The 12,679-nt window shown below is 33.9% G+C and carries 13 protein-coding genes; 9 read left to right on the top strand and 4 right to left on the bottom strand.

Annotated features, from left to right (window positions below):
* Positions 1–30: 30 nt before the first annotated feature.
* Positions 31–423, bottom strand: a complete 393-nt coding sequence (kapB, locus tag CD147_RS05235) for a sporulation phosphorelay system protein KapB (RefSeq protein WP_103166383.1) — start codon at positions 421–423, stop codon at positions 31–33.
* A gap of 68 nt (positions 424–491) precedes the next feature.
* Between kapB and CD147_RS05230 the strand changes: the two genes are divergently transcribed.
* From CD147_RS05230 to CD147_RS05210, 5 genes are all read left to right on the top strand, one after another.
* On the top strand, positions 492–1,088 hold the full coding sequence (locus tag CD147_RS05230; protein WP_103166382.1) for a peptidylprolyl isomerase: 597 nt from the start codon (positions 492–494) through the stop codon (positions 1,086–1,088).
* A gap of 356 nt (positions 1,089–1,444) precedes the next feature.
* The gene (ygs, locus tag CD147_RS05225; protein WP_011276262.1) at positions 1,445–1,825 is read left to right on the top strand and encodes a S1 domain-containing post-transcriptional regulator Ygs; all 381 of its coding nucleotides are present in this window, start codon (positions 1,445–1,447) and stop codon (positions 1,823–1,825) included.
* Positions 1,826–2,029: 204 nt separating this feature from the next.
* On the top strand, positions 2,030–3,175 hold the full coding sequence (locus CD147_RS05220) for an NADH-dependent flavin oxidoreductase (RefSeq protein ID WP_103166381.1): 1,146 nt from the start codon (positions 2,030–2,032) through the stop codon (positions 3,173–3,175).
* A gap of 259 nt (positions 3,176–3,434) precedes the next feature.
* Positions 3,435–4,625 (top strand): ornithine--oxo-acid transaminase, encoded by a 1,191-nt coding sequence (locus CD147_RS05215; RefSeq protein ID WP_103166380.1) that lies wholly within the window; start codon positions 3,435–3,437, stop codon positions 4,623–4,625.
* A 108-nt stretch (positions 4,626–4,733) separates the two neighbouring features.
* Positions 4,734–5,978 (top strand): Glu/Leu/Phe/Val family dehydrogenase, encoded by a 1,245-nt coding sequence (locus CD147_RS05210; RefSeq protein WP_103166417.1) that lies wholly within the window; start codon positions 4,734–4,736, stop codon positions 5,976–5,978.
* A 134-nt stretch (positions 5,979–6,112) separates the two neighbouring features.
* Here the strand turns inward: CD147_RS05210 and CD147_RS05205 are convergent, their stop codons facing one another.
* From CD147_RS05205 to CD147_RS05195, 3 genes are all read right to left on the bottom strand, one after another.
* Entirely contained in the window at positions 6,113–6,325 is a 213-nt protein-coding gene (locus CD147_RS05205) for a hypothetical protein (protein ID WP_103166379.1), read from the bottom strand.
* A gap of 95 nt (positions 6,326–6,420) precedes the next feature.
* On the bottom strand, positions 6,421–7,803 hold the full coding sequence (gene argH / locus CD147_RS05200; RefSeq protein ID WP_103166378.1) for an argininosuccinate lyase: 1,383 nt from the start codon (positions 7,801–7,803) through the stop codon (positions 6,421–6,423).
* A complete protein-coding gene (locus CD147_RS05195; protein WP_103166377.1) occupies positions 7,796–8,998 on the bottom strand; it encodes an argininosuccinate synthase in 1,203 nt (400 codons plus the stop codon). The genes argH and CD147_RS05195 overlap by 8 nt, the downstream gene beginning before the upstream one ends.
* A 325-nt stretch (positions 8,999–9,323) precedes the next feature.
* On the opposite strand from CD147_RS05195, the gene CD147_RS05190 reads away from it, so the two are divergent.
* The 4 genes from CD147_RS05190 to lepB (CD147_RS05175) all read left to right on the top strand — a co-directional run bounded on the left by CD147_RS05190 (position 9,324) and on the right by lepB (CD147_RS05175) (position 12,565).
* Positions 9,324–10,655, top strand: a complete 1,332-nt coding sequence (locus CD147_RS05190) for a glucose-6-phosphate isomerase (protein WP_103166376.1) — start codon at positions 9,324–9,326, stop codon at positions 10,653–10,655.
* Between the two features lie 221 nt (positions 10,656–10,876).
* Entirely contained in the window at positions 10,877–11,449 is a 573-nt protein-coding gene (locus CD147_RS05185; protein WP_103166375.1) for a TVP38/TMEM64 family protein, read from the top strand.
* A 4-nt stretch (positions 11,450–11,453) separates the two neighbouring features.
* Positions 11,454–11,978, top strand: coding sequence for a signal peptidase I (gene lepB, locus CD147_RS05180; protein ID WP_103166374.1), 525 nt, complete (start codon positions 11,454–11,456; stop codon positions 11,976–11,978).
* Positions 11,979–11,992: 14 nt separating this feature from the next.
* The gene (gene lepB, locus CD147_RS05175; protein ID WP_103166373.1) at positions 11,993–12,565 is read left to right on the top strand and encodes a signal peptidase I; all 573 of its coding nucleotides are present in this window, start codon (positions 11,993–11,995) and stop codon (positions 12,563–12,565) included.
* Positions 12,566–12,679 lie beyond the last annotated feature (114 nt).

Raw genomic sequence — 12,679 nt, 5'->3', positions numbered from 1 at the left:
GGCCTCCTTTAAAAATGTTTATGGCATACATTATACATGAATCATATTATTCTGAAAAACGTCAATCGTGCTTACAGACAGTGATTTTCCAGAACTTATTAAATAAGAAGAAACACGTGAAAAATGCCTAGAAAAATTTTTGTTTATATTGAATTGAGTAATGGCTTGTTGTAATGATTCTTCATATTTCATTTCTTCAACATTGAATTCACGAAGTTTTGAACGCGTAGCATAACGCTTTTCATAATGACTTAACGCGAGTCTTTCATGAAAGAACACACCTTCTACTTTCCCAGGATTATGTAAATCACCTTGTTTAGGGTGTTTAATTACTTGTTCCACTTGAACTAGCACTTGGTTATCATTTTCTTCTTTAATACTTACACCATACGTGCCTGTCTTGTGTGAGAATCGATATAACATGCTATATTACTTCCTTTCAAATATGTTAAGATGTATCTATATCATCATAACATGAATGGAGAATCTAAATGACTAACTATCCACAGTTAACTAAAGAAATACAAGACAACGAAATTAAAGTTGTTATGCATACAAATAAAGGCGATATGACATTCAAACTATTCCCAGATATCGCTCCTAAAACAGTTGAAAATTTTGTGACACATGCAAAAAATGGCTATTACGATGGTATTACATTCCATCGTGTTATCAATGACTTTATGATTCAAGGTGGCGACCCAACTGCAACAGGTATGGGTGGTGAAAGTATCTATGGTGAATCATTTGAAGATGAGTTCTCATTAGAAGCGTTTAACTTATATGGCGCTTTATCAATGGCTAATGCTGGTCCTAATACAAACGGCTCACAATTCTTCGTCGTTCAAATGAAAGAAGTACCTGAAACGATGTTAAATCAATTAGAAGACGGTGGTTGGCCAAAACCAATTGCTGAAGCTTATGCTGAAAAGGGCGGTACACCTTGGTTAGATCAAAAACATACTGTATTTGGTCAATTAATTGAAGGCGAAACAACTCTAGAAGATATTGCTAATACTAAAGTTGGCGCTCAAGACAAACCAGTTCATGATGTTGTCATCGAATCAATCGACGTTGAAGAAAAATAAGTGTAAGTCTAGCAAATAGTGTTGGACATTCAACATATAAATATTCGTTTTTATTTCATCCTAAAATGATGTCATGTTAAGTACGTTAACTGTCATGAATCATTTTAGGTTTTTTTATTGAAAAAGTTCGCAAACTGAAAGCGATAAAATACGATACTAGAGTGTATGAAAGGCATAATGTTGTACAATCAATCAACTTCTTAAAATATAATAAATGCGAACTTTTAATTTTAAAATAATTCATAAAATATTAAATTTCTGAAAAATAATAGAGTTTTCTCGTTTTATGATTAGTCCAAGTTTGTGATTTATGCTATTATTATTATGTTAAGAAATCGAAATAAGGGGTTATCAAGTTGAATAATCACTATAAAGAAGGTCAGCATATTAAAGTGCGTGTGACTGGAATTCAACCGTATGGCGCTTTTGTTGAGACCCCTGACCATACTGAAGGACTCATCCACATTTCAGAAATCATGGATGATTATGTTCATAACCTAAAAAAATTTCTATCAGAAGGGCAAATTGTTAAAGCGAAGATTTTATCAATTGACGATGAAGGAAAACTTAATTTGTCACTTAAAGATAATGATTACTTTAAGAACTACGAACGAAAAAAAGAAAAGCAGTCAGTATTAGATGAAATTAAAGAAACAGAAAAGTATGGGTTTCAAACACTCGAAGAACGCCTGCCGGTCTGGATTAAGCAGTCTAAACGTGCGATTCGTAATAATTAATTGACTGTCAACACGCTTAGCTAACATTACTTATCAATAGTAGTGTTAGCTTTTTTATGTTGGAAGAAACTATATTCTATGAATGATTTTTTTGATTTTCGGGAAGAAGAGAGTTGAGTAGTAAAGCACACATAAGCATATAGTTAGAGGATAATTATTCTTCCGTGCTATAGTGTGTGCATGATTAAGAAGGAGAGAATAGTTATGAATAATAAATATGAGAAGTTATTTGAAACTGTTACATTACCTAACGGCGTTGAACTAAGAAATCGCTTCGTATTAGCGCCACTTACACACGTATCATCAAATGATGATGGTACAATTTCTGATGTAGAAATTCCATATATTGAAAAGCGTTCTAAAGATGTTGGATTAGCTATTAGTGCTGCAAGTAACGTTAACGACATTGGGAAAGCTTTTCCAGGTCAACCATCAGTAGCACACGATTCAGATTTAGATGGTTTAAAACGCTTAGCTACTGCAATGAAGAAAAATGGTGCTAAAGCTTTAGTCCAAATTCATCACGGGGGGGCGCAAGCTTTACCTAATTTAACACCAAATGGCGACGTGGTTGCACCAAGCCCAATTTCCTTAAAAAGTTTTGGACAACAAGAAGAACATCAGGCTAGAGAGATTACTTCAGAAGAAATTGAACAAACAATTAAGGACTTTGGTGAAGCAACACGTCGTGCGATTGAAGCGGGCTTTGACGGTGTGGAAATCCATGGTGCCAATCATTATCTAATACATCAGTTCGTATCTCCTTATTACAATAGAAGAAATGATGAATGGGCAGATCATATGAAATTCCCAACAGCAGTTATTGATGAAGTTTTAAAAGCTAAAGAACAATATGCGAATAATGACTTTATCGTAGGTTATAGACTTTCTCCTGAAGAAGCAGAATCGCCAGGAATATCAATGGAAATCACTGAACAATTAGTGAATACTATCACTGAAAAAGCGATTGATTATATTCACATTTCTCTTGGTGATATTCATTCTGAAACACGTGAAGGTAAATATGCGGGTCAAGAACGCTTGAAATTAATTCATGAATGGACTAATGGACGCGTGCCAGTTATAGGTATTGGCTCGGTATTTACTGCTGACGATGCCTTAGATGCGATTGAGACAACAGGCATTGAACTTGTGGCACTTGGTCGTGAAATCTTACTAGATTATAATTTTGTGAGCAAAATTAAAGAAGGTAACGAAGACGAAATTATCTCATACTTCGATCCAAAACGTGAAGACAACCATGAATTACCCCCAAATTTATGGAAACAATTCAATGAAGGTTTCTATCCATTACCACGTAAAGATGAAAATACAGATAGCAAATCTTAATATCTAGAAATAATAAATATTATAGTATGCTCCCTTAAAGTAATCAGATACTGAAAACTTTATAGGGAGTTTTTTACGCTTAATCTTAAAAAGATCAAATCTTTTAATTATCGGAAAATTTTCATTATTTTCACTTGTAAAATATTAACATAATGTGTCATTATATCTGTAAGGGCTTTTATTTAGATACACAAGTCATCGAAAGCCGATAACGTATGGCCACTAGTTTTAATATAATTTTAAACAAAGGGGAGATATTATGACTAAGTCAGAACAAATCATTGAATTAACAAACCATTATGGAGCACGTAACTATGTACCTCTACCAATCGTTGTAGCAGAAGCAGAAGGTATTTGGGTAACTGATCCTGAAGGTAATAAATATATGGATATGTTGTCAGCATATTCAGCAGTAAACCAAGGTCACCGTCATCCTAAAATTATCCAAGCGTTAAAAGATCAAGCGGATAAAGTGACATTAGTATCACGCGCCTTCCACAGTGATAACTTAGGGGAATGGTATGAAAAAATTTGTAAATTAGCAGGTAAAGACAAAGCATTACCAATGAATACAGGAGCTGAAGCGGTAGAAACTGCATTAAAAGCTGCACGTCGTTGGGCATATGATGTCAAAGGTCTTGAACCAAATAAAGCCGAAATTATTGCTTTAAATGGCAACTTCCATGGACGTACAATGGCGCCCGTATCATTATCATCTGAAGCGGAATATCAACGTGGCTACGGCCCATTACTTGACGGTTTCCGTAAAGTCGACTTCGGAGACGTAGATCAATTAAAAGAAGCTATTAATGAAAATACAGCAGCTATCTTAGTTGAGCCTATTCAAGGTGAAGCAGGCATCAACATCCCACCAGAAGGCTATTTAAAAACGATTAGAGAGTTATGTGATGAACATAATGTACTATTTATTGCCGATGAAATTCAAGCTGGTTTAGGCCGTTCAGGTAAATTATTTGCTACTGATTGGGATAACGTTAAACCAGATGTTTATATTTTAGGAAAAGCACTTGGCGGAGGTGTCTTACCAATTTCAGTAGTCCTAGCTGATAATGAAGTGTTAGATGTCTTTACACCAGGTTCACATGGTTCAACATTTGGTGGTAATCCATTAGCATGCGCAGTATCAATCGCTGCATTAGATGTTATTATCGATGAGGATTTACCAGTACGTTCACAAGAACTAGGTGAATACTTCAAATCTGAATTACAAAAAATTAATCATCCAGCAATTAAAGAAGTTCGTGGTCGCGGTCTCTTTATTGGTGTGGAATTACATGAAAGTGCAAGACCGTTCTGTGAAGCTTTAAAAGAAAAAGGCTTATTATGTAAAGAAACACACGATACGGTGATTCGTTTTGCACCTCCTTTAGTTATTTCTAAAGAAGAATTAGACGATGCATTAGACAGAATTAGAAGCGTATTTAAATAAGTTCAAAAAGTTGTAACATTCATTTTGAAAACCCTTTAAAAAGCAAAGACATGTGTTACAATATGTATGAAAGCGAAATCATTTGTTAAAAAAGAGGCGAAAGTGATCATGACTGAGAATAATAATTTAGTGACTTCTACACAAAGTATTATTAAAGAAGCATTACACAAATTGGGATTTGACGATGGTATGTATGATTTAATCAAAGAACCATTAAGATTCTTACAAGTTCGCATCCCAGTGCGTATGGATGACGGAACAGTTAAAACATTTACTGGTTATCGTGCACAACATAACGATGCAGTAGGTCCTACTAAGGGTGGGGTTCGTTTCCACCCAGAAGTAGATGAAGAAGAAGTTAAAGCATTATCTATGTGGATGACTTTAAAATGCGGTATCGTTAACTTACCATACGGTGGTGGTAAAGGTGGTATCGTATGTGACCCACGCCAAATGAGTATTCATGAAGTAGAACGTTTATCACGTGGCTACGTGCGTGCAATTTCTCAATTCGTAGGGCCAACTAAAGATATTCCAGCACCAGATGTATTTACAAACTCTCAAATTATGGCTTGGATGATGGACGAATATAGTGTATTAGATAAATTTAACTCACCAGGCTTTATTACAGGTAAACCAATCGTATTAGGTGGTTCACAAGGACGTGACCGTTCAACTGCACTAGGTGTAGTTATCGCAATTGAACAAGCCGCTAAACGTAGAGGTAAAGAAATTAAAGGTTCTCGTGTAGTTATCCAAGGCTTTGGTAACGCAGGTAGTTTCCTTGCTAAATTCTTATACGATATGGGTGCAAAAGTAGTTGGTATTTCTGATGCATATGGCGCTTTACACGATCCAGAAGGTTTAGATATCGATTACTTATTAGATCGTCGTGATAGTTTCGGTACTGTAACAAACTTATTTGATGAAACAATTTCTAATAAAGAATTGTTCGAATTAGATTGTGATATCTTAGTACCAGCAGCGATTTCTAACCAAATCACTGAAGATAATGCACATGAAATTAAAGCAGATATCGTAGTTGAAGCCGCTAATGGACCAACAACACCTGCTGCAACACGTATTTTAACTGAACATGGCATTTTATTAGTACCAGACGTATTAGCAAGTGCAGGTGGCGTAACAGTGTCTTACTTCGAATGGGTACAAAATAACCAAGGTTATTATTGGTCAGAAGAAGAAGTAAACGAAAAATTACGCGAAAAATTAGTAGATGCGTTTGATACGATTTACGAATTAGCACAAAATAGAAAAATTGATATGAGATTAGCAGCCTACATCGTTGGTATTAAACGTACTGCTGAAGCAGCACGTTACCGTGGTTGGGCATAAGATATAGTTAGTAGTAGGAGAGCGACAGAAATCTAATGTGGTTATAAAGATTTCATCGGACTCGTTCAGTAAGTGGGATTGAGACATTTATATAGTGTCTCAATCCTTTTTTGATTTTGAAAAAAGTAAACTAATTAGATGTATAGTAATGAAATGCTAAATTGACTTTGATTGAATATGGAAGAAATTAATTTAATCGCTACACCGACTATAAGTATAATGCCTGCTTTTCTGCCGCCTAAATAATGTGTTAATAATAAAGCTATAAATGGAAGTACAGAATTAGTTGAGGTGTTCTGTATAAACATTATCAGTAATCGTAATTTAACATTTGGTTGTAATTTCATAAGCTGTCTCTCCATTCATAACCTTGCTAATATAAGATTATGTTTAAATATACAAAACCCCTATGCACACTACTAGAGTATGATAGGGGTTTTGGTTACTTATCTTGTAAGATATGTTCTGCTACTTCTAGTTGGTGTCGTACTGCATCCTGGCCAGTGGAACCGTAGCTCTTTCTACGATTCAGGCAACTTTCAGGTTTTAAATAATCATAGACATCTGTATCAATTTGCTCGTTTAATTCTTGATAACGCTCTAGCGGTATATCTAATAAATAAATACCTTGTTGAATACATTCGAAGACAATTTTACCAACGATTTCATGTGCTTTTCTGAATGGGACATTTTTAGCAACTAAATAATCTGCCAACTCAGTCGCATTTGAAAAGTCTTGATGTACCGTTTCGTTTAAACGATCCGTATTAACAGTCAATGTATCTAACATACCTTCAAATATACGTAATGAACCTTTAACCGTACGTACAGAATCGAATAAACCTTCTTTGTCTTCTTGTAAATCTTTATTATATGCGAGTGGTAAACCCTTCAATGTCATAAGCATGCTCATCAAATAACCAGTTGTGCGTCCGACTTTACCACGAATTAATTCAGCCATATCTGGATTCTTTTTCTGTGGCATAATCGATGAGCCTGTAGAGAACGCATCAGATAAAGTGATGAATTTAGCTTCGTCAGTAGACCAAAAGATAATTTCTTCTGCAAAGCGTGATAAATGTATCATTGTAAGTGAAATATTATGCAATGTTTCAATAATGTAATCACGGTCACTCACAGCATCTAAACTATTTTCATAAATATAATCAAATTCTAGAAGTTGTTGTGTCTCATGACGATCGATAGGGTGCGTTGTACCGCTAAGTGCTGCTGCTCCTAGTGGTGAAATGTTGATACGTTTCATACTATCTTCAAAACGAGAATAGTCACGTTCAAGCATCCAGAAGTACGTCATAATATGATGCGCAAAGGAAATAGGTTGCGCACGTTGAAGGTGTGTATAACCTGGCATAATTGTATCAACATGAGATTGCGCAAGTTCTAAAATTGATGCTTGGAATGAACGTATTAAAGTTTGAATGCCTTGAACTTCTTTTTTTACGTATAAATGTAAATCAGTCGCTACTTGGTCATTTCTACTACGACTTGTATGCAATTTACCACCTGCATCACCGATACGTTGAATCAGTTCATGTTCAATATTTAAATGAATATCTTCAAGGGATTTTTTGAATTCTAGCTTATTATTATGAAAATCTTGTTGTATTGCTTTTAAACCATCAATGATAGCATCTTTATCGTCGTTAGTAATGATATGTTGGTGCGCTAACATCGTGGCATGGGCAATACTGCCTTGGATATCTTCATCCAACAACGTTTGGTCGAATTCGATGGACGCGTTAAATTCATCCACCCAGTCTTCAGGTTGTTGTTGAAATCGACCTCCCCATGCTTTATCACTCATTACTATAACCTCCGTGTAATTGTGCATTTACTTGAGTAGGTAAACCGTAAATATCAATAAATCCTACTGCAGCTGATTGATTAAATGCATCTTCTTTTGTATACGTTGCTAATTTTTCATCATATAACGTATATGGTGATTTTCTACCATTTACAATAGCGTTACCTTTGAATAATTTAATTCTCACATCACCTTCGACGTGTTTTTGCGTACTATCAATAAATAGTTTTAAGCTATCTGTTAAAGGTGAGAACCACAAACCATTATATGTTTGTTCGGCAAATTGTTTTTCAATCACTGGTTTGAAGTGCGCAATATCTTTAGTTAGCGTTAATGTTTCTAAAGCTTTATGTGCTTTTAGAATGACTTCTGCCCCAGGTGTTTCATAAATTTCACGAGATTTAATACCTACGAGACGGTTTTCAACATGGTCAATACGTCCAATTCCATGTTTACCAGCTAATTCGTTTAACGTTAAGATTAATTGATCTAAGTCATAATCTTTGTTGTTAAGTTTTACCGGTATGCCTTCTTTAAATGAAAGGATAATTTCATCCGGTGTATCTGGTGTATCTTCTAATTCGGCAGTTAGATCATATGCATCTTTAGGAGGTGCTGCATATGGATCTTCTAAGATACCACATTCGTTGGCACGGCCCCATAAGTTTTGGTCGATTGAATATGGAGAGTCATAATTTATGCCTACTGGGATATTGTGTTTAAGGGCATAATCAATTTCTTCTTCACGACTCCAACCCCATTCTCTTACTGGCGCAAATGCTTTAAGGTTAGGATTTAATGCTTTGATAGCAACTTCGAAACGTACTTGGTCATTACCTTTACCAGTACAACCATGTGCAATACCGACAGAATTCGTTTTTTCAGCAATTTCGACTAATTTTTTAGCGATAAGAGGACGTGATAATGCTGAAACGAGTGGGTAGCTATTTTCATACATTAAATTACCTTTAATAGCGTAACTTACATAATCATCACTAAATTCTTTTGTAGCATCGATAATATGACATTCAACTGCGCTCATATCCAATGCTTTTGAATGAACGACGTCTAAGTCTTTACCTTCACCTACATCTAAACAAACAGCTACCACATCGTAACCTTTATCAATAAGCCATTTAACGGCTACACTTGTGTCTAATCCACCTGAATATGCTAATACGATTTTCTCGTTCATATTGTCACCTCATTATTTTTCTGAAAATTATTATAAATTTATACTAACAGATATGTAATGAAAATAAAACCATTATTTTACATAAATATACAAAAAATTATTCGAGCGTAAAATATTTTTAAATGTTATAAATAGCTTAATTTGGAGAAAATTAGGTTATTGTAGCTTTTTTGAGTATTAATAAATTATTCATTTTCAAAAAATAAAAAATGGCTAAAAATTGTCTATATTATATAGAAATATGTGAATTTATAATCATGTCAATTGAATAGAGAACATAAAGTTAGTAGAATTAAGTTAATAAGGATATACAGGAGGCTTTTAAATGACTCACATTCAATTAGATTATGGCAAAACTTTAGAATTTTTTGGGCAACATGAACTTGATCAACAAAAAGATATTGTTAAAACTATCCATAAAACAATCCATGAAGGAACTGGTGCAGGTAACGATTTCTTAGGATGGGTTGATTTACCTGAAGACTACGATAAAGAAGAATTTTCAAGAATTGTAGAAGCGTCTAAACGTATTAAATCCAATTCAGATGTATTAGTTGTTATTGGAATTGGTGGTTCATACCTAGGTGCACGTGCAGCGATTGAAATGTTGACTTCTTCATTCCGTAACAGCACTGAATACCCTGAAATTGTCTTTGTGGGTAATCATTTATCTTCTAGCTACACACAAGAATTAGTTGACTATTTAGCAGATAAAGACTTTTCAGTGAACGTAATTTCTAAATCAGGTACGACTACTGAACCAGCAGTTGCATTTAGATTGTTTAAACAATTAGTAGAAGACAAATATGGTAAAAAAGAAGCGAAAGAACGTATTTTCGCGACTACTGATAAAGCGAAAGGTGCTTTAAAACAATTAGCTGATAATGAAGGCTATGAAACGTTTGTAGTGCCTGATGATGTTGGCGGACGTTATTCTGTCTTAACAGCAGTAGGTTTATTACCAATTGCAACGGCGGGTATTAATATTGAATCAATTATGATCGGTGCTAACAAAGCACGTAAAGAACTTGCATCTGATAATTTAGATGAAAATATTGCATATCAATATGCTACTATCCGTAACATTTTATATAGCAAAGGTTATACTACTGAAATGTTAATTAACTACGAGCCTTCAATGCAATATTTCAACGAATGGTGGAAACAATTATACGGCGAATCTGAAGGTAAAGATTTCAAAGGCATCTATCCATCAAGTGCTAACTATACAACTGATTTACATTCATTAGGTCAATATGTTCAAGAAGGACGTCGCTTCTTATTTGAAACAGTTGTGAAAGTAAATAATCCTAAACATGACATTACGATTGAAGAAGATAGTGATGATTTAGATGGATTAAATTATTTAGCAGGTAAAACGATTGATGAAGTTAATACAAAAGCCTTCGAAGGTACATTATTAGCCCACACTGATGGTGGCGTTCCTAACGTAGTAGTCAATATTCCACGTTTAGACGAAGAAACATTCGGTTATGTGGTTTACTTCTTTGAATTAGCTTGTGCGATGAGTGGCTATCAATTAGGTGTTAATCCATTTAACCAACCAGGTGTTGAAGCATATAAACAAAATATGTTTGCTTTATTAGGTAAACCTGGATATGAAGATAAGAAAAAAGAATTAGAAGATCGTTTATAAGTTTAAATAAATGAATATACTTTAGAATTTTAAAGTCGGTATGGATGAAATTCCATATCGACTTTTTGAGTTTTATACGTTTATATTAAATCTAAGGTATAAATTTGAACTACTACCTGTGACTGATTTATTAAGTTTATGGTAGATTTATATAGTAAACAGTGTAAAATATTTCTATGAAACAATGATTGTTATTAATTTAGGAAGGATTTGATGTTACAGTGTTTCATCAAATTGAACAATGGTTTAACTTGCTACAAGATTTAGGATATTTCGCAGGCTTTATATTGCTTTATTTTAGAGCCATTGTACCCGTACTTCCCTTAACGTTATACGTTATTTTGAATGTTCATGCATATGGGTTTTTAGTAGGAACTATCATCAGTTGGTTAGGGATTGTAGCAGGGACGTTTACAGTCTTTTTCTTTTGCCGGAAATTTGTAAACGCTAAATTTATGCAACAAATTAGAACACGTAAATCTGTTGAAAGATTGATACATTTTATAGATAGACAAGGATTATTGCCAATATTTATATTGATGTGCTTTCCTTTTACCCCGAATACTCTAGTTAATTTCGTGGCGAGTTTATCTCACATTAAAGCGAAGTATTATTTTGTGATTTTACTCGTTTCAAAATTAATTTCTATTACTTTTATAGCGGTGATGGGAAGAAGTGTAACTACATTTTTTACACATCCTATTAGAGCGATTACGCTAGTTTTAATTACCATTGCATTATGGTTTGTTGGGAAAAAAGTTGAACGCCACTTTATGGGCATTAACAAGGAGTGACATAGTGCGTCGAATAATCAAACTACTTATAACTATTGTACTAGCTATATTATTTGTGTTGTTTATCCAAACATTCATTATTAGAGGTGGTATTGTTCCTAATAATGAAATGGCTTCTACCTTGAATAAAGGCGATCGCGTTATAGTCAATAAAATCAAGGTGACTTTTAATTTATTGAATGATGGGGATATTATTATGTATCGTCAAAATAATAACCTTCATTTTAGTAGAATTATAGGAAAGCCTGGCGAATCGATTGAAGTAAGAGATGGCAAATTATATAGAGATGATAGACAAGTTAATAAAAATTATGCTAAAAATAGAGATATTAATAATTTTGCATTGCGTGATATAGATGAAGCTGACGGAGATATTATACCGCCAAATTCATATTTTGTGTTAAACGATAATGGTAATGAAAAAAGTGATTCTCGTACATATGGACTCATTGACGAAAAAGACATCGTGGGAGATGTGAGTTTAAAGTATTATCCATTTAAGGAATTTACCTATCAGTTTAATAAGTAGATGAGGTGTTAAGTTTGAAGAAAGAAATAATCGAATGGATTGTCGCTATAGCAATAGGTTTATTACTTGTATGGGTAATGATAAACTTTGTCGCTAAATCGTATACAATAAAGGGCGACTCAATGGATCCGACTTTAAAAGACGGCCAACATGTGATGGTTAATATCTTAGGTTATAAAGTAGGCGATGTTAAAAAGGGCAATGTCATTGTCTTTCATGCAAATAAAAGCGATGATTATGTAAAACGTGTAATTGGCGTACCTGGGGACAACGTAACTTATAAAGACGATAAACTTTATATTAACGGTAAGAAAATTAAAGAACCTTACTTAGACTATAATGAGAAACGTAAACAGGGTGAATATATTACTGGTTCATTTGAAACTAAAGATTTACCAAATGCTAATTCAAACTCAAATGTTATTCCTAAAGGTAAATATTTAGTACTTGGAGATAATCGTGAAGTGAGTAAAGACAGTCGTGCATTCGGTTTGATTGATAAGGACCAAATAGTAGGTAAAGTTTCATTTAGATTTTGGCCATTAAGTGATTTTAAATTTAATTTTAACCCGGATAATGATAAATAGAATAATTTGGATATGTGGTTTTAAAGTAATTATGAATAGTGGGGATTGGATATAGAAATTCAAGTTTGAATTCTAGTCCAATCCCTTTTTATAACTTTGTAAAATTATAATGAT

This window comes from Staphylococcus devriesei, assembly GCF_002902625.1.
In the GTDB taxonomy this organism is placed as follows: Bacteria; Bacillota; Bacilli; order Staphylococcales; family Staphylococcaceae; genus Staphylococcus; species Staphylococcus devriesei.
Note: the sequence above shows the minus strand (reverse complement) of the source record. Positions and strands in the feature narration are given on the sequence as shown.